At 60.4% G+C, this 24,543-nt stretch carries 5 protein-coding genes; 3 read left to right on the forward strand and 2 right to left on the reverse strand.

Features of this window, described 5'->3' with window-relative positions; all coding sequences use genetic code 11:
- The 3 genes from MF6394_RS18725 to MF6394_RS18735 form a co-directional block, all read left to right on the forward strand.
- Window positions 1-1,848, forward strand: a 1,848-nt coding sequence (locus MF6394_RS18725; RefSeq protein WP_153046020.1) for an amino acid adenylation domain-containing protein, incomplete at its 5' end; no start/stop codon positions are given.
- Between the two features lie 3 nt (window positions 1,849-1,851).
- Entirely contained in the window at window positions 1,852-5,172 is a 3,321-nt protein-coding gene (locus MF6394_RS18730; RefSeq protein WP_078467257.1) for a non-ribosomal peptide synthetase, read from the forward strand.
- A gap of 10 nt (window positions 5,173-5,182) precedes the next feature.
- Window positions 5,183-20,119: a non-ribosomal peptide synthase/polyketide synthase gene (locus MF6394_RS18735; RefSeq protein WP_238597304.1), complete on the forward strand. Its 14,937-nt coding sequence runs from the start codon at window positions 5,183-5,185 to the stop codon at window positions 20,117-20,119.
- Window positions 20,120-20,267: 148 nt separating this feature from the next.
- On the opposite strand, the gene MF6394_RS18740 is transcribed toward MF6394_RS18735, so the two are convergent.
- Entirely contained in the window at window positions 20,268-22,709 is a 2,442-nt protein-coding gene (locus tag MF6394_RS18740) for a TonB-dependent siderophore receptor (RefSeq protein ID WP_003191933.1), read from the reverse strand.
- Between the two features lie 98 nt (window positions 22,710-22,807).
- Entirely contained in the window at window positions 22,808-24,460 is a 1,653-nt protein-coding gene (locus tag MF6394_RS18745) for a cyclic peptide export ABC transporter (protein WP_044274496.1), read from the reverse strand.
- Between the last annotated feature and the right edge of the window lie 83 nt (window positions 24,461-24,543).

The following is a 24,543-nucleotide window of genomic DNA, read 5'->3' on the forward strand; positions in this document are numbered from 1 at the left end:
GCCGGTTTTTCAGCCGAGCGCCTGGTGCACGAATTGGTCGGTGATCGCGCCCGGGAAACCCCGGACGCGGTGGCGGTGAAATTCGATGCTCAAACCCTGAGTTACGGCGAGCTGGATCGCCAGGCCAACTGCCTGGCCCATGCCTTGATCGCTCGTGGTGTTGGCCCGGAAGTGCGGGTGGCTATTGCCATGCCGCGCAGTGCCGAGAGCATGGTAGCGTTCCTGGCGGTGATGAAAGCCGGTGGCGTGTATGTGCCGCTGGATATCGAATACCCACGTGATCGCCTGCTGTACATGATGCAAGACAGCCGTGCGCAACTGCTGCTGACTCACAGCCGGGCGTTGCAGCAACTGCCGGTCCCCGAGGGCCTGGATACCCTGGCGCTTGATCGCACCGAAGAATGGGCCGGTTACAGCGATACGGCACCGGATGTGGTGCTGGACGGCGACAACCTCGCCTACGTGATTTACACCTCCGGTTCCACCGGTTTGCCCAAGGGCGTGGCGGTGTCACATGGGCCGTTGGTGGCGCATATCATCGCCACTGGCGAGCGTTATGAGACCTCACCGGCCGATTGCGAACTGCACTTCATGTCCTTCGCCTTCGACGGTTCCCACGAAGGCTGGATGCACCCACTGATCAACGGCGCCAGCGTGTTGATCCGTGATGACAGCCTATGGCTGCCGGAATACACCTACGAGCAGATGCATCGCCACAACGTGACCATGGCGGTGTTCCCACCGGTGTACCTGCAACAGTTGGCTGAACATGCCGAGCGCGACGGCAACCCACCGCCGGTGCGGGTGTACTGCTTCGGTGGTGATGCGGTGGCCCAGGCCAGCTATGACCTAGCGTGGCGCGCGCTGAAGCCCAAATACCTGTTCAACGGCTACGGCCCGACCGAAACCGTGGTCACACCGCTGTTGTGGAAGGCTCGTAAAGGCGACCCCTGCGGCGCCGTCTACGCGCCCATCGGCACCTTGCTGGGCAACCGCAGCGGTTATGTATTGGACGCGCAACTAAACCTGCAACCCATCGGCGTGGCCGGCGAGTTGTACCTGGGCGGCGAGGGCGTGGCGCGGGGTTATCTGGAGCGCCCGGCACTGACTGCCGAGCGTTTCGTGCCAGACCCGTTCGGCAAGCCCGGCAGCCGCGTGTATCGCAGTGGCGACCTGACCCGTGGGCGCCCGGATGGCGTAGTGGATTACCTGGGGCGTGTCGACCATCAGGTGAAGATCCGAGGCTTCCGTATCGAACTGGGCGAGATCGAAGCGCGCTTGCGTGAGCAAGCCAGTGTCGGTGAAACCGTGGTGGTGGCCCAGGAGGGGCCGACCGGTAAACAACTGGTGGCCTATGTGGTACCGGCCGACGCCAGCCTGGCCGACCAGGTTGAGTTCCGTGACGCCCTGCGTCGCGCCCTGAAAGCCGACCTGCCGGACTACATGGTGCCCAGCCACTTCGTATTCCTGGCGCAGATGCCGCTGACCCCCAACGGCAAGCTCGACCGCAAGGGCCTGCCGCTGCCGGATGCGAGCCAGATGCAGCAGCAGTACCTGGCCCCGCAAACCGAGCTTGAGCAGCAGATCGCCACGATCTGGGCCGACATCCTGCACCTGCCGCAAGTGGGCCTGAACGACAACTTCTTTGATGTCGGTGGCCACTCCTTGCTGGCGATCCAGATTACCTCGCGGGTGCAGGCCGAGCTCGGCCTGGACGTACCGTTGATGGAACTGTTCCAGACCGAATCGCTGCGCGCCTACGTGCAGGCCGCAGCCACTTTCCGCGCCGGCAGCGTGGAAGATTTTGATGACCTTCGTGACTTTTTGAGCGAACTAGAGGCGATTTGAACCATGCTTTCCAACCCTAATATCGACCTGGTGTCGCGCTTTCTTCGCTTGCCTCTGGAGCAGCGCCAGCAGTTTTACCAGCGCTTGCAAAGCCGGGGCATGAGTTTCGCTCAACTGCCGATCGCCTCGATTCGCGAAGACGGCCAACACCTGCCGCTGTCCTACGCCCAGGAGCGTCAGTGGTTTCTCTGGCAGTTGGACCCCGACAGCGCCGCCTATCACGTACCCGCTGCACTGCGTCTGAGCGGCCACTTGGACAAGACAGCCCTGCAACGCTGCTTTGACAGTTTGGTCGCACGCCATGAAAGTTTGCGTACTCGCCTTCACCTGAGTGATGAACAACGCTCTCAGGAGGTACTGCACCATGCAGTTGTCGACATCGCTGAAAGCGAAATTGACGAAGCCCAGCTCAAGGCCTGCGTCGAAGCGCAGATCGCCCGCCCGTTTGACCTGCAGCAAGGTCCGTTGCTGCGGGTCAGCCTGCTTTGCCTCGGTGAAGGTGAACATGTACTGGTGATGGTGCAGCACCATATCGTCTCTGACGGCTGGTCCATGGGCGTGATGGTGCGGGAGTTGATGCAGCTTTACGCTGCCTACAGCCAGGGTCAGGACTGCGTGCTGGCGCCGCTGCCGATTCAATACGCGGACTATGCGCTGTGGCAACGTCGTTGGATGGAGGCAGGGGAGAAGGCGCGTCAATTGAAGTACTGGTGTGAGCTGCTCAGCGGGGCACAGTCCGTACTGGAGCTGCCGTTCGATAACACGCGCCCGGCCCAGCAGAGTTTTCGCGGTGCACGCCAAGACATAGCGCTGGAGCCGTCGCTGGTTGCCGGCCTGAAGGCCTTGGCTCAGCGCGAGGGCGTGACCCTGTTCATGTTGTTGCTCGCCTCGTTCCAGGTATTTCTTTACCGCTACAGCGGCCAACAGGACATCCGCGTCGGCGTGCCGATTGCTAACCGTAACCGCGTCGAGACCGAGTCTCTGATTGGCTTTTTCGTCAATACTCAGGTGCTCAAGGCCGATCTCGACGGCCAGATGTCCTTCGCACAGCTGCTGCAGCACACCAAGCAACGCGCGCTGCAAGCCCAGGCCCATCAGGACTTGCCCTTCGAACAGTTGGTAGAAGCGCTGCAGCCCGAGCGCAGCCTGAGCCATAATCCGCTGTTCCAGGTGATGTTCAACCATCAGGCCAAGGCCCATGCAAGCGCTCAGCAACTGCCGGGGCTGCGTATTGCCAATCTAGAGTGGGACACCCAGAGCGCCCAGTTCGACCTGAGCCTGGACACCCAAGAAACCGATGATGGCCTGTGGGCTTCCCTCACTTATGCCACTGATCTGTTCAGTGCTGTCACTGCTTCGCGCATGATCGGGCATTGGCTGAGCTTGCTGCGTTCGGCAGTTGCCGATCCGACGTTGGCTTTGCAGGATTTGTCGATGCTGGCTGCCTCGGAGCGCCAACAACGGGTCTGTGAGTGGAATGCCACCGAGCGTGCTTACCCGCAAGGTCAATGGGTGCATCAATTGATTGAAGCCCGGGTGCTGGCACAACCGGATGCGCCAGCCCTGATCTTTGCCGGGCAGCTCTTGAGCTACGCCGAACTGAATCGCCGCGCCAACCGCCTGGCTCATCGCCTGATCGAAGCCGGCGTGGGCCCGGACGTGCTGGTCGGGTTGGCGGTGGAGCGCTCCATCGAAATGGTTGTTGGCCTGTTGGCCGTGCTCAAGGCCGGTGGCGCTTACGTGCCGCTGGACCCTGAATACCCGCCTGAGCGCCTGGCCTACATGCTCGAAGACAGTGGCGTGAAGCTGCTGCTGACCCAGGCGCACCTGCCGTTGCCGGTGCCCCAGGGCCTGGAAACCCTGATGTTGGGTGAGTCAACTTTCGAGGGGTATAGCGAAGAAAATCCAGGCGTGATGCTGGACGGCGAAAACCTCGCCTACGTGATCTACACCTCGGGTTCCACCGGTCAACCCAAAGGCGCCGGCAACCGGCACTCGGCATTGCTCAACCGCTTGCAGTGGATGCAGGAGGCCTACGGGCTTGAGGCCAGCGATAGCGTGCTGCAAAAGACGCCATTCAGTTTCGACGTGTCGGTGTGGGAGTTCTTCTGGCCGCTGATGACCGGCGCGCGTCTGGTGGTGGCTGCGCCGGGTGATCATCGTGATCCGGCCAAGTTGGTGAGCCTGATCAACCAGCAGAACGTCACAACGCTGCATTTCGTTCCGTCGATGTTGCAGGCCTTCCTGCAAGACCCGGCCGTCTCCTCGTGCCAAAGCCTGCAACGCATCGTGTGCAGTGGCGAGGCGCTGCCGGCGGATGCCCAGCACCAAGTGTTTGCCAAACTGCCCCAAGCCGCGCTCTACAACCTCTACGGTCCGACTGAAGCGGCCATCGATGTGACCCATTGGACTTGCGTCGATGAGGGGCGCGACGCGGTGCCGATCGGCCGCCCGATTGCCAACCTTGGCTGCTACATCCTCGACAGCAACTTCGAGCCGGTGCCGGTGGGTGTGCTCGGTGAGCTCTACTTGGGTGGCATCGGCCTGGCCCGTGGTTATCACCGCCGCCCGGCGTTGACCGCCGAACGTTTCATTGCGCATCCGTTCGTCAAAGGCGAGCGCTTGTACCGCACCGGCGACCTGGCACGTTATCGCGCAGACGGGGTGATTGAATATGCCGGGCGTATCGACCATCAGGTCAAGCTGCGTGGCTTGCGCATTGAGCTGGGTGAAATCGAAGCGCGTCTGCTGGAGCATGCCCTGGTGCGTGAAGCCGCTGTGCTGGCGGTGGACGGCAAATATCTGGTGGGCTACGTGGTGCTACAAGACGCAGCCGATGACTGGCGTGATCGGCTCAGCGCTCACTTGGCCCAGTACTTGCCGGACTACATGGTCCCGGCCCAATGGGTGCTGCTGGAACAGATGCCCCTGAGCCCCAACGGCAAGCTGGACCGCAAGGCGCTGCCCAAAGCCAATGCCCATGTGCAAGCCCGTGAGTATGTGGCGCCGAGCAGTGAGCTGGAGCAACAGATTGCGGCGATCTGGGCCCAAGTACTGGAAGTCGAGCGTGTGGGCATGAACGATAACTTCTTTGAACTGGGCGGACACTCCCTGTTAGCCACCCAGGTGGTGGTGCGCCTGCGTGAGCAATTGCATGCCGAATTCGACGTCAAGTCGATCTTCACCACCCCGAGCCTGGCCGAGTTCAGTGCCTACGTCATGGCCCAGCAAACAAATAATTCGCCCGTGCAGGACGCATTGGCTAAATCCTTGGAGGCCCTCAAACGTCTATCAGCAGAAGATTTGGATAAATTGATTTCCTGAGGGGCGTGGCGTGCAAGCATTAATCGAGTCGGTAGGTTCACTTTCGGCGCAGCAAAAGAAAGCGTTGGCGGTCATGCTCAAGCAGCAAGGTATCAACCTGTTTGAGATCGCCCCGGTTTTCAAGCGCCAGGAAGGCGAGCCACTTCGACTCTCTTACGCCCAGGAGCGGCAGTGGTTTTTGTGGCAGTTGGAGCCGCAGAGCACTGCCTATCAAGTGCCTAGAGCATTGCGCCTGAGCGGCCACCTGGATGTGTCGGCATTGCAACGCAGCTTCGACACGCTGGTGGCGCGCCATGAAAGCCTGCGCACGCACTTGCAGGAGGACGGTGACAGTGCCCTGCAAATCATTGTCGAACAGGTGCAGGTGGACATTGCGTTGGTCGACGCCCGGGAGTCTGACCTCAAAGGCTTGGTAGAAGCTGAGATTGCCCAGCCCTTCGATTTGCAGCAAGGCCCGTTGTTGCGGGTCAAGTTGCTGCGCCTGGCGCCCCAGGAGCATGTGCTGGTGCTGGTGCAGCATCACATCGTCTCCGATGGCTGGTCGATGCAGGTAATGGTCGACGAACTGGTGCAACTGTATGCCGCCAATGTACAGGGCCGAGACTTGCAGTTACCGGACTTGCCGATCCAATACGCCGACTACGCGCTGTGGCAGCGCAGTTGGATGGAGGCGGGGGAGCGCGAGCGCCAACTGGGTTACTGGACCGGGATGCTCGGCAGCGAGCAACCGATACTCGAGATGCCGATGGACCGGCCACGGCCCGCAGTGCAAAGCTACCGGGGCGCGCGGCTCGACCTGGCACTCGAAGCGTCACTGGTGACGGGCCTCAAGGCCCTGGCACAGCGCGAGGGCGTAACGATCTTCATGCTGCTGCTGGCGTCGTTCCAGGCCGTGCTGCATCGCTACAGCGGTCAGGGTGATATCCGCATCGGCGTGCCGGTGGCCAACCGTAACCGGGTCGAAACCGAACGTTTGATCGGTTTTTTCGTCAACACCCAGATCCTCAAGGCCGACATTGACGGCCAGATGACTTTTCGCCAATTGCTGCAACAAACCCGCCAGCGCGCGGTGGAAGCCCAGGCCCATCAAGACTTGCCGTTCGAACAATTGGTAGAAGCGCTACAGCCGGAGCGTAGCCTGAGCTACAACCCACTGTTCCAAGTGATGTTCAACCACCAGACCGACACCCAGGGTGGCGGCGGCAGCGTTACAGGGCTGCACGTGCAGGGATTGGAATGGGAAAGCAAGACATCTCAGTTTGACCTTAACCTCGATACCCAAGAGTCGGCTGACGGTATCCAGGCCTCACTGACCTATGCCACCGACTTGTTCGACGCGCCGGGCCTTGAGCATTTCCTCGCGCACTGGCACCGTTTGTTGCACCAGGTGGTTCAGGACTGCAATCGCCGGGTCGGTGAGCTGCCGTTGCTAGACGATACGCAGTGGCAGCAGTTGATGCGCGACTGGAATCAGACGTATCAGGCACCTCCTCAGAATGTGGGCGTGCATCGCTTGCTGGAAACACAGGCGCTTGCCTGTCCGCAGGCGACGGCGTTGGTATGCAATGGTCAGGCGCTGAGCTATGCAGAACTGAACCAGCGCGCCAATCGCCTGGCCCATCGTTTGCGCGCAGCAGGTGTCGGCCCGGACAGCTTGGTGGCTGTCGCCCTGGACCGTTCGGTGGACATGGTGCTGGCCTTGCTGGCGACGCTCAAGGCGGGAGGTGCCTATGTGCCGTTGGACCCGCAGTTTCCGGCCGATCGACTGGCGTTTATGCTCGAAGACAGCCGTGCACATGTGCTGCTGACCGCTGGTAACTTGCATGAGCGTCTGCCCCTGGCGGCAGATCAGCAGGTGCTGTTTATGGGTGAGCACGAGGACGCCCACTACAGCAGTGATAATCCCGATGTCGAGCTGATCGACGAGCACTTGGCGTATGTGATCTACACCTCCGGTTCTACCGGCAAGCCCAAGGGTGTGATGGTGCGCCATGGCGCACTGGACAGTTTCACCCAAGGCATGGCGCAGACCTTAAGCATCGACGCGACGGCGCGGCTGCTGTCGCTGACGACGTTCTCTTTCGACATTTTCGCGCTTGAACTCTACGTTCCGCTGTCGGTGGGCGCGACGGTGGTTGTGGCGGATAAAGACGTGGCCCAGGATCCGGAAGCAATCCTGAGCCTGTTGCATGCGCACTCCATCAATGTGGTGCAGGCCACCCCCTCGACATGGCGCATGTTGCTGGACAGCGAGCGCCGCGCCTTATTGCATGGGGTCCAGTGCCTGTGCGGCGGCGAGGCGCTGCCGGCGGATCTGGCTGAGCGCATGCTGGCCCAGCAGGGTGCGGTGTGGAACCTGTATGGTCCGACCGAAACCACCATCTGGTCGGCGGCCCACCCCTTGGTTGAGCCGCTGCCTTTTGTCGGTCGTCCGATTGCCAACACGTCACTGTTTATACTCAATGCCCAGCTCGCGCCATGCCCGGTCGGGGTCAGCGGCGAACTGCTGATCGGCGGTGTTGGCCTGGCCCGTGGATATCACGGGCGGGCGGCGCTGACCGCCGAGCGCTTTGTGCCCGATCCCTTCGCGTGCAACGGCCAACGGTTGTATCGCACGGGCGACCTGGCGCGTTATCGCGAGGAGGGCGTGGTCGAGTACATCGGCCGCGTCGACCATCAAGTCAAGGTGCGCGGGTTTCGTATCGAACTGGGGGAAATTGAGGCGTGCCTGCGTGAGCAACCCGCCGTGCGCGAAGCCGTGGTGGTGGCCGAGCATGACCAATTGCTGGCTTATGTGATCGCCCATCAGCCGGTGCCGGAGGAGCAGCAGGCCAGCCTTCGCGAACAGCTCAAGGCCGCCCTGCGTGAACAGTTGCCGGACTACATGGTGCCGGCCTATCTGGTCTCTCTGCAGCGGATGCCTTTGACACCCAACGGAAAACTGGACCGTAAAGCGCTGCCTAAGCCCGACGCTGCGGCCCTGCAAAAGCGCTTTGTGCCACCGATCACCGCGCGGGAGTGTCAGGTCGCCGCGATCTGGGCTGAGGTTCTGGGGTTGGCACAGGTGGGGTTGGAAGACCACTTTTTTGAAGTCGGCGGGCATTCCCTGCTGGCCACACGGGTGGTGTCTCGGGTACGCCAGGCGCTGGGTATTGAAGTGCCTTTGAAAGCGCTGTTCGAGCAGCCGGTGCTGGGGCGTTTTGTACAGGCGCTGTCAACGGGCGCGCTGGACTCACCTCCAATTATTCGTTTAGGGCGTGATCAGCCCCTGGCTCTGTCCTATGCCCAGGAGCGGCAGTGGTTCCTCTGGCAACTGGAACCTCAGAGTGCGGCCTACCACATTCCAGCGGCCCTGCGCTTGCGGGGTGCGCTGGATGACGAGGCTTTGCAGCGCAGCTTTGATGGCTTGCTTGAGCGTCATGAGTCCCTGCGTACCGTGTTTGCGCTCGATGGCGAGCGAACGGTACAGCGGATCGCTCCTCCGTCTGCGCTGCTGATCGACCGCGAGAGCTTGCACAGTGATGAGCCGGTAGCCTTAAAGGCCCTGGTCGAAGCAGAAATTGCCCGGCCGTTTGACTTGTGCAAAGGCCCGTTGCTGCGGGTTAAGTTGTTGCGCCTGGCTGTGGATGACCATGTGCTGGTGTTGGTGCAGCATCACATCATTTCCGACGCCTGGTCGATGGAGGTGATGGTCGAAGAGTTGGTGCAAAGTTACGGGGCATTCAGTCAGGGCCTGGAGCTTCGGTTGCCAGCGCTGCCTGTGCAGTATGCTGATTATGCGGTGTGGCAGCGTGGCTGGATGGAGGCGGGCGAGCAGGCGCGACAATTGATCTATTGGCGCGAGCGCCTGGCCGGTGAGCAGCCGGTATTGGAATTGCCACTGGATCATCCGCGCCCGGCGGTGCAAAGCCATCGCGGCGCACGTCTGGACCTGGCGTTCGATACAGCACTGGCAAATGAGCTGCAGGCGTTGGCCCAGAGCCAGGGCGTGACCCTGTTCATGTTGTTGCTGGCGTCTTTCCAAACCTTGTTGTATCGCTACAGCGGCCAATCGGATATCCGCGTCGGCGTGCCGATTGCCAACCGCAATCGGGTCGAGACCGAGCGCCTGATCGGTTTCTTCGTCAATACCCAGGTGCTCAAGGCCGATATCAGCGGCGAGTTGTCCTTTGTTGAGTTATTGCAGCAGGTCAAGCATGCGGCTCTTGATGCGCAGGCACATCAGGACCTGCCGTTCGAGCAATTGGTGGAGGCGTTGCAGCCCGAACGCAGTCTGAGCCATAGCCCGTTGTTCCAAGTGATGTTCAATCACCAGACCGACGCACGCGGCGAGCCAGGCATGCAGTCGGTTCCAGGTTTACAGGTCGAGGGCCTGGCGTGGGACAGCCACACCGCACACTTTGACTTGAGCCTGGATACCCAGGCGTCCGCCGATGGGCTCTGGGCGTCGCTGACTTATGCGACGGACCTGTTCGACGCACTCACCATCGAACGCATGGCCCAGCACTGGCTTGGTGTATTACAAGCGGTTGTGAAAACGCCTAGCCAGCAGATTGCGCGCCTGCCGCTACTGGCGCCCCAAGAACAGCACACGCTGCTACACGCCTGGAACACCAGCAGCCCGGCAGCGCAATGGCATGCCGGCGTTTATCGGCTGTTCGAAGCTCAGGTACTGCAACGTCCGCAAGCCACCGCGCTGGTGCTCAACCGCGAGTCGCTGAGCTATGACGCGCTCAATCGGCAAGCCAATCGCCTGGCTCGCTGCCTGGTAGCCCAAGGCGTTGGGCCGGAAGTGCTGGTGGGTGTCGCGGTAGAGCGATCCTTTGCCATGGTGGTCAGCCTGCTGGCGGTCCTAAAGGCGGGTGGCGCCTATGTGCCGCTCGATCCGCAATACCCGCGCGAACGCCTGGCTCATATGCTCGACGACAGCGGCGTGCGCCTGGTGCTGACTCAGTCCCATGTACCCATGGCGCTGCCCGAGGGGGTGGCAGTCTTGGCGATTGACACGTCCTCACTGGAGTCGTACGCCGAGAGCAACCTCGACGTAACCGTCCACCCGGACAATCTGGCCTATGTGATTTACACCTCCGGCTCGACCGGCAAACCCAAGGGTGTGGCAATCGACCATGGCGCCTTGAACGAGTTCGCGGCTATAGCCGCCGACTATTCGAAGCTGACCCCCGATGACCGCGTACTGCAGTTCGCAACTCTGAACTTCGATGGTTTCGTTGAACAGTTGTACCCGGCGCTGACCCATGGCGCCGCCGTGGTTCTGCGCGGGCCGGAACTCTGGGACAGCGGGCGGCTGTACAGCGAAATCCTGGAGCAGAGCATTACCCTGGCCGACTTGCCGACCGCTTACTGGAACCTGTTTCTGCTCGACTGTCTGGCGGCAGGGCCACGTAGCTATGGTGCCCTGAGGCAAGTGCATATCGGTGGCGAAGCCATGCCGCTGGACGGTCCCGCGCAATGGTTGCGGGCAGGGCTAGGTCATGTGCGTCTGCTCAACACCTACGGGCCGACGGAGGCCACGGTGGTTTCCAGTGTCCTGGACTGCACCTCGGGCGATGAGTTGATAGGCGCCACCGCCAGCCCGATTGGACGCTCTCTGCCAGGGCGCGCTCTGTATGTGCTGGACCGCGACCTCAACCTTGCACCTCTGGGCGCCGTGGGTGAGTTGTATATCGGCAGCGCCTGCGGCTTGGCGCGTGCCTATCTGAACCGTCCGCTGCTGACGGCCGAACGCTTTGTCGCCGACCCGTTCAGCGGTCACGGTGGGCGGCTATACCGCACCGGCGACTTGGCGCGCTACCGTGCCGACGGTGTGATCGAATACGTCGGGCGGGTCGATCATCAGGTGAAGATCCGCGGTTTCCGTATCGAGCTGGGAGAAATCGAAGCCTTGTTGCTGGCCCAGGCCAGCGTCCGCGAAGCTGTGGTGATGGCGGCGGACAACCAGTTGCTCGCTTATCTGGTGGCCGAGCAATCGGACAACGACGCGTTGGGCGAAGCACTCAAAGCAATGCTGCGCGAGCAACTGCCGGACTATATGGTGCCGGCTCACCTGATGTTCCTTGAACACCTGCCGCTGAACCCCAACGGCAAGCTGGATCGCCAGGCATTGCCAAAACCCGACGCCAGTCTTTCATTGCAAACCTGGGTGGCGCCGGTCAGTGATCTCGAACGCCAAGTGGCGTCGATCTGGGCCGATATCCTGGGTGTGGAGCGGGTCGGCCTTACCGATCACTTTTTCGAGCTGGGCGGGCATTCGCTGCTGGCCATGCAGGTAGCCTCACGGTTACGCCAGACGCTGGGATTGGAAGTGCCGCTCAAGGTGCTATTTGAGCAGCCACGCTTGCAAGGATTTGTCGAGGCGTTGCTGGCGCTTGAAGACACTAAAGGTGCGAAAGCGCCAGCTTTGGTTCCCGTGGCGCGTGACCGAGGTTTGCCGTTGTCGTATGCCCAGGAACGCCAATGGTTTCTCTGGCAACTGGACCCAGACAGTGCCGCTTACCACGTACCCAGCGTTCTGCGCCTGAAGGGCCCGCTGGATCAAACCGCCTTGCAACACAGCTTTGATCGCCTGGTGGCACGTCATGAGAGCTTACGTACGCTGGTGCGCCAGGAAAACCACGGAACTGTACAAGTTGTAGGTGAGCCTGCGCCTGTTGCAATCACCCGCAGCGACGTGCTGGAGGCGGACCTCCAAGCCACTGTGGAAGCGAAGATTGCCCGTACGTTCAACCTGGAGCATGAACCGCTGCTGCGTGTTGATTTGCTGCGCCTCGCCGCGGATGACCATGTACTGGTGTTGGTGCAGCACCATATCGTCTCCGATGGGTGGTCGATGCAAGTCATGGTCGAGGAACTGGTGCAGCTGTACAGCGCGTTCAGCCAGGGCCGGGATCTGCAACTGCCTGCGTTGCCGATCCAATACGCCGATTACGCCGTATGGCAACGTGATTGGATGGAGGCTGGCGAGAAAGCGCGTCAACTCGACTACTGGCGCGACCTGCTGAGCGGTGAGCAACCTGTGCTCGAACTGCCGTTCGACTTCCTGCGTCCTGCGGAGCAAAGCCATCGCGGCGCGCGTTTGCTTATAGAATTGCCGACCACGTTGGTTGCTGATCTGAACACCTTGGCTCAGCGCGAAGGCGTGACGCTGTTCATGTTGCTGCTCGCTTCGTTCCAAACGTTGCTGCATCGCTACAGTGGCCAGCAAGACATCCGCGTCGGCGTGCCGATCGCCAACCGCAACCGCGCTGAAACCGAGCGGCTTATAGGCTTCTTCGTCAACACCCAAGTGCTCAAGGCCGATATCGATGGGCAAACGAGCGTTACCCAGTTGCTGCGTCAGGTCCGGCAGCGGGCACTGGACGCACAGGCCCATCAGGACCTGCCGTTCGAACAATTGGTGGAGGCGCTGCAGCCGGAGCGCAGCCTGAGCCTGAACCCATTGTTCCAAGTAATGTTCAACTTCCAGGCCGCCAGCCGTCAGCGCTTCACGCAGCAAGCGTCGAGCGAACTGCATGTCGAAGGGCTGGCCTGGAACAGTCATACCGCACATTTCGACCTGGATTTGGACGTTCACGACTGGGGCGAGGGGCTGAGTGCCTCGTTGGGATATGCCACTGATCTGTTTGCCCCGGCGACCATCGAGCGCATGGCTGTGCACTGGCAGAACCTGTTGCAGGCTATGGTTGCTGACCAACAGCAGTCCATCAGTCAACTGAATCTACTGGGCCAGGACGAACAACAACAGATCCTTGAACTGTGGAACCAGACCGATGCCGGTTTTTCAGCCGAGCGCCTGGTGCACGAATTGGTCGGTGATCGCGCCCGGGAAACCCCGGACGCGGTGGCGGTGAAATTCGATGCTCAAACCCTGAGTTACGGCGAGCTGGATCGCCAGGCCAACTGCCTGGCCCATGCCTTGATCGCTCGTGGTGTTGGCCCGGAAGTGCGGGTGGCTATTGCCATGCCGCGCAGTGCCGAGAGCATGGTAGCGTTCCTGGCGGTGATGAAAGCCGGTGGCGTGTATGTGCCGCTGGATATCGAATACCCACGTGATCGCCTGCTGTACATGATGCAAGACAGCCGTGCGCAACTGCTGCTGACTCACAGCCGGGCGTTGCAGCAACTGCCGGTCCCCGAGGGCCTGGATACCCTGGCGCTTGATCGCACCGAAGAATGGGCCGGTTACAGCGATACGGCACCGGATGTGGTGCTGGACGGCGACAACCTCGCCTACGTGATTTACACCTCCGGTTCCACCGGTTTGCCCAAGGGCGTGGCGGTGTCACATGGGCCGTTGGTGGCGCATATCATCGCCACTGGCGAGCGCTATGAAACTTCGCCGGCCGATTGCGAGCTGCACTTCATGTCGTTCGCTTTCGACGGCTCCCACGAAGGCTGGATGCACCCGCTGATCAACGGCGCCAGCGTGTTGATCCGTGATGACAGCCTATGGCTGCCGGAATACACCTATGAGCAGATGCACCGCCATAACGTGACCATGGCGGTGTTCCCACCGGTGTACCTGCAACAGTTGGCCGAACATGCCGAGCGCGACGGCAACCCGCCGGCAGTGCGGGTGTACTGCTTCGGTGGTGATGCCGTTGCTCAAGCCAGCTATGACCTGGCGTGGCGCGCGCTGAAACCCAAATACCTGTTCAACGGCTACGGCCCGACCGAAACCGTGGTCACGCCGCTGCTGTGGAAGGCACGCAAGGGCGACCCTTGCGGAGCCGTCTACGCGCCCATCGGCACCTTGTTGGGTAACCGCAGCGGTTATGTATTGGACGCGCAGCTGAACCTGCAACCTATCGGCGTGGCCGGCGAGTTGTACCTGGGCGGCGAGGGCGTGGCGCGGGGTTATCTGGAGCGCCCGGCACTGACTGCCGAGCGTTTCGTGCCAGACCCGTTCGGCAAGCCCGGCAGCCGGGTGTATCGCAGCGGCGACCTGACCCGTGGGCGTCCGGATGGCGTGGTGGATTACCTGGGGCGTGTGGACCATCAGGTGAAGGTCCGGGGTTTCCGTATCGAACTGGGGGAAATCGAAGCGCGTCTGCGTGAACAGGACAATGTGGGTGAAACCGTGGTGGTGGCTCAGGACGGGCCGACTGGTAAACAGTTGGTGGCCTATGTGGTGCCGGCCGGCGCCAGCCTGGCCAATGAAGCCGAGTTGCGGGACAACCTGCGCCGCGCCTTGAAAACCCGATTGCCAGACTACATGGTGCCAACCTACTTCATGTTCCTGGCCGACATGCCGCTTACCCCCAACGGAAAACTGGACCGCAAAGGGTTGCCACAACCTGACGCCAGCTTGTTGCAGCAAGCCTATGTGGCACCGCAGAGCGAGTTGGAGCACCAGCTCGCGGCGATCTGGGCCGACGTGCTTCGCCTACCGCAAGTGGGTTTGAATGACAACTTCTTCGAGTTGGGCGGTGATTCGATCATTTCTATTCAAGTGGTCAGCCGGGCGCGGCAAGCCGGTATTCGGTTTACACCAAAGGACGTGTTCCTGCACCAGACCGTACAAAGCCTGGCCGGTGTTGCGCGACAGGGTGTCGAAGGGCCGAGCATCAGCCAGGCTGCTTTGAGTGGCGAGGCAATGCTGTTACCGATCCAGCAAGCGTTCTTTGCCGATGAGATTGCCGAGCGTCATCACTGGAATCAATCGGTGGTGTTGCAGCCCCATGAGCGCCTCGACCCGGCAACCCTTATTCAGGCGTTGCAGGCGTTGATCGTGCACCACGATGCTCTGCGTTCGCAGTTCCACTCAGGTACGCACGGCTGGCAGAGCGTCTATCGCGGTGCCGAGCAGCATCAGGCCGATGTCGTGCTGTGGCAAAGCAGGCTGCATGACATTGATGGACTCACAGCATTGGGTGAAGAGGCGCAGCGCAGCCTGAACCTCAGCCACGGTCCTTTGATGCGCGCGGTGCTGGCGCAATTGAACGACGGTTCCCAGCGTTTGCTGTTGGTGATCCATCACCTGGTGGTAGATGGCGTGTCGTGGCGGGTTCTGCTTGAAGACCTGCAGACCGCCTACCGTCAGCTCACCCGTGGCGCGGCCGTAGTATTGCCGGCCAAGACCAGTTCTACTCGCGACTGGGCCCAGCGCCTGCAGCAGTACGCCCAAGGTGAAGCGCTGCGCCTGGAGCTGGAGGGGTGGCAAGCACGCTTGCAGGGTGCCGAAGCGGATTTGCCGGGCGCCAAGTCGGATGCCAGTTTGAGCAACCGTTATGCGGCCAGCGCGACCACTCATCTGGACGTTCCCCATACCCGTCGCCTGTTGCAGGATGCACCGGGGGCCTATCGTACTCAGATCAACGACTTGTTGCTGACTGCGCTGGCTCGGGTAATCGGGCGGTGGACCGGCCACGCGTCGACCCTGATCCGTCTGGAAGGACATGGCCGCGAAGACCTGTTCGATGATATCGACCTGACTCGCACCGTTGGCTGGTTCACCAGCATCTATCCGGTAAAGCTGACACCGGAGCAAACCCTGGCGGGCTCTCTGAAGGGGATCAAGGAGCAACTGCGCGCGATTCCCGACAAAGGTATCGGCTTCGGTGCCTTGCGTTACCTGGGACAAGCGCCGGTGCGTGAAGCCATGGCGCGTCTGCCACAGCCGCGCATTACTTTCAATTACCTGGGCCAGTTCGACACCAGCTTTGAGGGCCGCGAAGAGCAAGGGCTGTTCGCGCCGTCCGGTGATGCTGCCGGTGCCGATCAAAGCCCCGAGGCATCCTTGGGTAACTGGTTGGAAATCAACGGTCAAGTGTATGGCGGCGAATTGAACATGACTTGGAGTTTCAGCCAGGACATGTTCGAGCCAGCGATCATCCAGTCATTGGCCGATGCCTATGCCGATGAGCTCAAGGCCGTGATTGAGCATTGCTGCCAGCCTGAGAACATTGGCGCTACGCCATCGGACTTCCCGCTGGCGGGCTTGAATCAGGCACAGTTGGACGGCTTATCGCTGCCATTGAGCCGCGTCGAGGACATCTACCCGCTGTCACCGATGCAACAGGGCATGCTGTTTCAGTCCCTGTATGGCCAGGGTTCCGGCGACTACATAAACCAGATGCGCGTCGACATACAGGGGCTGGATGTCGCACGGTTCCAAGCCGCTTGGCAAGTTGCCATGGAGCACCACGCTATTTTGCGCACGGCATTCCTCTGGCAGACCGAGTTCGGGCAGCCGCTGCAAGTCGTTCATAAGTCGGTGAACGTGCCTTTGGTCGAGCACGACTGGCAGCATCGCGTTGACTGCATCGAAGCGCTCGATGCAATGGCCGAAACCATACGCGCCGAGGGCTTTGTGCTTGAGCAGGCGCCTTTATTGAGCCTTGTGGTGGTGCGTACGGGACCTGATACTCACCATCTTGTTTACACCAACCACCATATTCTGATGGATGGCTGGAGTGCCTCGCAGTTGTTTGGTGAGGTCATGCAGCACTACGCGGGTGAGCCGGCGCGTGCGCCGAATGGGCGTTACCGCGACTACATCGCCTGGTTGCAGGTCCAGGATCCGTTCACCAGCGAAGCCTTCTGGAAGGCACAACTGGCGGGTCTGCGAGAACCAACGCGACTGTCACGCGTGGTGAAGCGCGAGCAGGCCGCAGCCCAGATCAACGGCATTCACCGGCTGACGCTGGAGCGGGCGGCCACCGAGCAGCTCAAGGCGTTTGCCCAGCGCCATAAGGTCACCCTCAACACCCTGGTGCAGAGCACCTGGCTCTTGTTGCTGCAACGGCATACGGGTCTCGACACCGTGGCATTCGGTGCTACGGTGGCGGGGCGTCCGGCTGGGTTAGCGGGCATCGAGCAGCAGATCGGCCTGTTCATTAACACGCTACCAGTGATAGCGACGCCCAGCCCACAACTGAGCGTGGATGCCTGGCTGCAGCAGGTACAGGCGCAGAACCTGCGTCTGCGCGAACAGGAGCACACACCGCTGTTCGAAATTCAGCGCTGGGCTGGCCTGGCGGGCGAAGCGCTGTTCGACAGTATCCTGGTATTCGAGAATTACCCGGTGTCCGAGGCCTTGGAGCAGGGGGCCCCGGCCGGCCTGCGTTTTGGTGAGATGGACAGCCTGGAGCAGACTCACTACCCCTTGACCGTATTGCTGGCCATGGGCGACAGCCTGTCCGTGGAGTTCAATTACGATCACGCCTCGTTCGACAAGCGCGACATTACCCATCTGGCCGAGCATTTCCAGCAGTTGCTGCAGGCGTTGACACTGGCACACGTGGAGCGGCTGGCGGACCTGCCATCGTTGCCCGTTGCCCAGCGCAAACTGATCGTCGAAGACTGGAATGCGACGGCGCGCGACTACCCGCTGCAACGCAGCGTGCACGAACTGATCGAACAGCAGGTCGCCCTGGCGCCACAAGCTCCTGCCTTGGTATTTGGCGCACAGTGCCTGAGTTACGCCCAATTGAATTGCCGCGCCAACCGCCTCGCCCATCGTTTGATTGAAGCGGGCGTGGGTCCGGACGTGCTGGTTGGCCTAGCCGTGGATCGCTCGATTGAGATGGTCGTCGGTCTGTTGGCGGTGCTTAAGGCCGGTGGTGCCTACGTACCACTGGACCCGGAATACCCGCGTGAACGGCTGGCGTATATGCTGGATGACAGCGGCGTGAAATTACTGCTGACCCAGGCACACTTGCGCGAGCAACTGCCGATACCAGCCGGCTTGGAAACCCTGGTATTGGGTGAAAGCGGGTTGGAAGCTTACAGCGAGGCCAACCCGGGTGTTGCGCTTGATGGCGAAAACCTCGCCTACGTAATCTACACGTCCGGCTCTACTGGCCAGCCTAAAGGCGCGGGCAACCGGCATTGTGCATTGACTAACCGCCTGTGTTGGATGCAGGAGGCATATGCCCTGGACATCAGCGATACCGTGTTGCAGAAAACCCCGTTCAGTTTTGATGTATCGGTATGGGAGTTCTTCTGGCCACTGATGACCGGCGCACGCCTGGTGGTCGCGGCGCCGGGTGACCATCGTGACCCGGCCAAGCTGATCGAACTGATTAACCGAGAACAGGTCACTACCCTGCATTTTGTGCCGTCTATGTTGCAAGCGTTCCTGCAGGATACTGGCGCGTCGTCCTGCACCAGCCTGCTGCGTGTCGTGTGCAGTGGCGAGGCATTGCCGGTGGATGCGCAGCAGCAAGTGTTCGCCAAGTTGCCGCAGGTCGGCCTTTACAACCTATATGGTCCGACCGAGGCCGCTATCGACGTGACCCACTGGACCTGTCTGGACGAAGGGCGTGATGCTGTGCCAATCGGCAAGCCGATCGGCAACTTGGGCTGCTATGTGCTGGACAGTAACCTGGAGCCGGTGCCAGCGGGGGTGCTGGGCGAGTTGTTCATCGGCGGTATGGGCCTGGCGCGTGGTTATCACTGCAGGCCAGGCTTGACTGCCGAACGGTTTATCGCCCACCCGTTCATCCAGGGGGAGCGTCTGTACCGCTCCGGCGACCTGGCCCGCTATCGTGGGGATGGAGTGATTGAGTACGCTGGGCGTATTGACCATCAGGTCAAGCTGCGCGGTATGCGTATTGAGCTGGGTGAGATTGAAGCGCGATTGCTGGAACATGATTGGGTACGAGAAGCCGCCGTGCTGGCGGTGGACGGTAAGCACTTGGTGGGTTACCTGGTGTTGCAGGCACAGAGCGATGACTGGCGTGAAACCCTCAGTGCGCACTTGGCAGCTCATCTGCCGGATTACATGGTGCCCGCGCAATGGCTGGTATTGGAACAGATGCCTTTGAGCCCCAATGGCAAATTGGACCGAAAGGCATTGCCCAAGCCTGACGTGCAATCTACCCAGCGTTTTGAAGCACCCAAGAGCGAGATGGAACGCAAAATCGCTGCCATCTGGAGCGATGTATTGGGCGTGGAGTCGGTGGGAGTGAACGACAACTTCTTCGAGTTGGGTGGTCACTCGCTGCGCATATTGATGCTCAAGGAGCGGATTCGCAAAGCCAGTGGTATCAGCCTTTCGGTCAGCCAGTTGATGCTCAATCCGACCGTACGCGCGCAGGTCGACTGCCTTGAAGGCAAGACGCGCCGTTCGCTGTTGGTACCGCTTAATAGCTGCACCCAAGGCACGCCGCTGTACCTGTTTCACCCCAGCTACGGCTCGGTGCACTGTTACAAGGCTGTCGCTCTGGCGCTACGCGAGCAGCGACCGGTGGTGGGGGTGATCTGCCGTGCACTGGCCGAGGAGGGCGCCGAAGTACCCTCTTGGGCTGGCATGATTGAGGACTACACTGCACAGTTGTTGGAGGCTCAGACTGAGGGGGCCTTCCGTTTGGCCGGTTGGTCACTGGGTGGCAACCTGGCGGTGGAGGTCGCTTATGGCTTGGAGCAAGCGGGGCGGCAAGTGGAGTTTGTCGGCTGGATCGACGCTTCGCCACCGCGCTGGCTTGCACCTTATTGGGAGGCGGCAGTCATCACCGATGACAGCGAAGTTTCTGATATGGAACGACGGGTGGCGCTACTCGGCGTGATGTTCCCCGCGTTTGCCGAGGTGATCCAGGCTGCCTGGCACGATCTGCAGGCGGGCGATGCTGATCAGAGCCAGCAATGGGCACGCTTCGAAGAATGGGCCGAGGTGACTCTGGGTGAGACCTTCTGCGATATCAAGCAAGCGTTGCTGGGTGGTAATGAGGCTCGGGTCTCCTGGGAAGTCGATCGCACGTTGTTCAAACGCATGGAGCAGGCTGACTTCAAGCCACTCAAGGCACCGGTGAGTTGCTGGTGGGCGGCCATGAGTCGTGCAGGCCAGCACAAGGCATTGATCGAAGCCAGCATGGAAAAGGTGATTGGCGGGGCGTGTGTGGTGCGGTCGGTAGTGATTGACGCAGACCATGAACGCATCATCGACAACGCCGAGTTTGTGCGCAGCTTTGTGAAGGCTATGGAGTAATTACGGGCAGAGCAAAAAGCCCCAGGCCGCGTAGAGTGTCCTGGGGCTTTTTTGTGGCAAGTACAAGGCCGCCAACACCTAAAAAAACACCCTGGGAAGGTTCGGCCTGCGCAGGGTGTTGGGTGTTGCGGATGTTCAACCAGCCAGGTCAGAAGTCCCAGCGGGTCGACAGCATAACGTTGCGTGGGTCGCCGGAGTATGACGATGTGTAGAAACCAATGTTGGTGTAATAGCGCTTGTCGAACACGTTGTTGACGTTGATCGTGGCGGACAGGTTTTTGCTGATTTGGTAGCGTGCCATGGCGTCAACCAGCCAGTATGGGTCTTGGGAGAACCGTTGAGTGGCACTTTTGCCTCTGTTATAGACATCTTGCCAGGCCTCTCCCTGCCAACGAGCACCGCCGCCGAGGGTGAGTTTGTCGAGCGCGCCGGTGAACTTGTAGCTGGTGTAGAAGTTGAGCTGGTCCTGAGGCTCCCAGGTAGAGAACTTCTTGCCATCGTCATCGCGGATCACTTTGTGGGTGTAGCCGGCCTGCACTTGCCATCCAGGCAGCAGTTCACCGGAGATCTCGGCCTCATATCCCTTGGTCGTCGCCTGGACGCCTTTGTAGGCCCACTCGACAGGCGAGTTGGCGGGCATGTTGTTGTTGTACTCGGTGTCTTCCTCGGCCCGATTCGACTCGTGAATCTCGAAGTAGGCGAGGCTGGCGTTCAGGCGGCCATCATAGAATTCGCCCTTCACCCCCAGTTCATAGTTTTCGCCTTCGTCCGGTTCGACCATTTTGTTATTGCGATCTGGCCGCAACTGTTGTGGCATGAAGATGGAGGTGTAGCTGCCGTACAACGAGAAATTTTCGTTGAGGTCGTACACCAGGCCCGCATAAGGGATGAGCTTGCCGGTCTCACGCGAGTCGTTGGTGCCGGTTACTCGGTAGTCGGTCAAGCGTGAACCAAGCAGCAGGGACAGGTCGTCGGTGAGGCTCAGGCGTGTAGAGAAGTAGACGGCCGCCTGACGGGTGATATCGTCTTTCTCGTGGGCAGGGCCCCAGGCCGGCTCCAGGCTGTCACCGTCCCACTCATAGAGGGGGAAGTTGTTGCTGTCCCTGTAAGTCGCTTCGTAGCCGTAATAGTCATTGCCTTCCCAGTGCGAGCGCGAGACTGAAGAGCCGACAACCAATTGATGTTCACGCCCACCCAGGCTGAACGGCCCGGACAGGTAGAAGTCTGCGTTGTTGCTGATGGTCTTGCCGGTGAACTTGGAGCCGTAGACCGACGCTCTGTCGGTAGTGCCCGAAATAGGGGATGCGTACCCCAGCGGCGCGTTATAGCCATTGAGCTGGTTGCTGTAGTTGGCCTTGGCGATCCAACCGTTATCCAAGGCATGTTCCAGGGTCGCGAATACACTGCGGCTGTATTGACCCCAACTGCTCCATTTAGGACCGTTGTTGTAGCCTCGGTCGAACTTGATGTCGTTACCCATGCCATCAAACAGTGAACGGCTCCCCGACCAGCTCGAGCCCTTGGGGTCATTGTTCTGGTAGTCGGCGCCAATGGTCAGCAGGGTATCCGGGGTCAGGTCGAACTCAAGGATGCCGTAGTAGACATTGGTCTTGCGTTCATAGTGATCGATGAACGAATGCTTGTCCTGATAGGCGACCACGGCGCGTCCGCGAACGTTGCCGCTTTCGGTCAGCGGGCCGCCCACGTCCAGCTCTGAACGATAATTGTCCCACGACCCAGCGCCGAGGCTCACATGTCCCTGGAACTCAGCGGTAGGCTTCTTGCGTACCAGGTTGATGGTGCCGCCAGGGCCACCGGCGCCGGTCATCAGGCCCGTAGTGCCCTTGAGGACTTCGACGCGGTCATAGATTGCCATATCGCTCAACGTCTGGCCGGCCGAGTAACCTTCGTTACGCGTTGTTGGCACGCCATCGTACTGGAAGTTCTGGATCGGGAAGCCCCGGGAATAGTAGTTGGTTCGTTCGCTGTCGAACGTGGAGACGGTAATACCCGGGGTGTGGCGCATCACATCGTCAATGCCGTTCAGACCGAAGTCATCCATAGTCTGGCGAGTAACCACTGAAATCGACTGAGGCGTCTCACGCGGCGTCAGCACCATCTTGGTGGCGGTCGCGATAGTGCCCGGCGTATAAGAACCGGAGCCTTCGGTAATGGTGCCCAATTGGTTGGCATTGATCTGGGTAGCCCCCAGTTGCAAAGCGTCTGTGGCGGCGCTTGGGGCATTGATGATCATCGAGCTGCCTTGCAGGCTGTAACTGACACCCGTCCCTGCCAGGAGGCGCTCGATGGCGGCCACGGGATCCATCTTGCCGTTGACGGCGCTGCTGTGTTTGTCTTTAACCATGTCCGGGCTGTATAGAATCTGCAGATCGGCCTGTTGACCGAATACCTGCAATGCCGTGCTCAAAGGTTGCGCCGGGATGTTCAATTCGAACTCTTGCGCCTGGACATAGCCCGCCACCGGCAGGCTGACCGCAAGGGCCAGGGCGCTGGGCAAAACGTTTAATTTCAAGGCCCGCCGCATGGATACTGCGGCGCTCAAGGGGCTGAGGGCAAGCCGTACTGGCATGGATTGTTCTCTTTTTAAGTGTTGGCAGAGGAGTGCTTAATGCGGTTAATTCTCATTGATGCATATGAGACGTTCCCACTCACCTAAACCGGAAAAATTTATGCCGGCTCCAGTTCAGTGACGATTTTCCCCGCACTCAGGCGCACCAACTGGTCTGCAATATCGAAATAGCGATCGTCATGACTGATCACAATGATGGTCTTGCCCAGGCGTTTGAGGTCCGGCAGCAGCTCCGTATAGAACACGCGGCGAAAGGCTGGGTCCTGGTCGGCCGCCCATTCGTCGAACACTAGCACGGGGCGCTCTTCCAGCCAGGCATTCACAAGTGCCAGGCGTTTGCGCTGGCCAGTGGAGAGGTCGGTGGTGCTGAACACGCCGTCCTTGACGCTGACCTTGTGCGCGATTTCCAGGCGCTCAAGGTACCTTGCGGCACTGTCCAGCGATTGAGTGGCGCTGCCTTGGACCAAGTCATCGAACAAGTAGTAGTCGGCGAATACCGTGGTGAATAGTTGTCGGTAGTCGTCGCGTGCCGGGTCGGTCACGGTTTCGCCGTTGAGGCGGATTTCGCCGGCGTGGGGTTGATACAGGCCCAGCAACAGCTTGATCAGGGTGGTCTTGCCACAGCCGTTTTCGCCGACGATAAACACGATATCGCCCTGCTTGATGTTCAGGTTGATCGGCCCCAGGTGGAACGGCTGGCTGCCTTCCACTGGCGGCGGGCTGTAGCTCACACCGCGCAATTCCAGGCTGTGCACCACGGGTATTGGCGCTTCGCTGCCGTCCATCAGCAAGTGCGGCTCGGGGGAGGAAAAGCGTTCGGACAGTTCGGTAATGCGTGCAAACGCAATGCGCGCCTTGCCGATGATCGGCAGGTAACCCACCACATGTTCCAGCGGACCCTTCATGTACAGCAGCACCAGCACGAAACCGGTAATCACCGCCGGGTCTGGATTCGGATTGTAGGCTTGCATTGCCAGGGCCAGGCCGATGACGACGAAGAACAGCATCGAGCCGAAGGTTTTGGCGACTATATAGATGTTCACCGAACGCACCTGAATATCGCTGATGCGGTCGGCGGTTTCCTGGATGCGGTGAGTGTTCATGCGGTAGCGGCGTGGCCGATGGATACGCAGCTCCTTGGCGCCTGAGGCGATCGCCGAATAATAGCGTTGCAGCTCGTCTTCTTGATCGCGGGCCTCGTCGAAGCCACGAATGCCTTTTGCGCCGGCAATGAACTGCACGCTGCTGCCAATGATGATTGCCACCACCATCATCAGGAACATCGGTACCGACAGGTATGCCAGGTAGCCAAGGCAGCCCAGGGTCACGGTCGTAGCGATGGCCAGTGGGGTGAAGGCAAAGGAAAAGTCGCTGATGGTATCGACGTCGTGCGTCAGTACCGGGATAAGGCGATGGGAACGATACTGTTCAATCTGTTCAATGGGTGCTGACAGGACTTTTTCGCCGAGATCTTTGCGCAGGGCGGCAATGATCCGTTGTCCGACGTAGTTGGTGCCGATATCGGAAACGATCGAGCTGGTCAGGGCCAGTAGGCAAAGTGCAGCAAAGGTCAGGATTACCCCCTGTGTCATGCCGGTAGACGAATGCAGCGCAGTGTTAATCGTCGCCAACAGCAAGGTAATGGCCAGGCCGCCCGCCATGCCAAGGGCGACGGAGACCGTCACGATAGTGCGAAAGGGCCTGAGCAATGCGAGCAAACCTTTGAAGGCGCCGCGCTTGGGGTCGGTCATAAATACTTCCCGGAAAGTGAAAAAGAGGGGGCTGGGCACACAGACCCTTACCCATGACAAACGAAGCTGTGGCGGGACTATTT

Origin of the sequence: Pseudomonas sp. MF6394 (assembly GCF_002018845.1) — a bacterium.
Lineage (GTDB): Bacteria > Pseudomonadota > Gammaproteobacteria > Pseudomonadales > Pseudomonadaceae > Aquipseudomonas > Aquipseudomonas lactis.

Coding starts and splice junctions, on each gene's coding strand:
- MF6394_RS18730 (WP_078467257.1), top strand. CDS start 1,852: ATGCTTTCCAACCCTAATATCGACCTGGTGTCGCGCTTTCTTCGCTTG.
- MF6394_RS18745 (WP_044274496.1), bottom strand. CDS start 24,460: ATGACCGACCCCAAGCGCGGCGCCTTCAAAGGTTTGCTCGCATTGCTC.
- MF6394_RS18740 (WP_003191933.1), bottom strand. CDS start 22,709: ATGCCAGTACGGCTTGCCCTCAGCCCCTTGAGCGCCGCAGTATCCATG.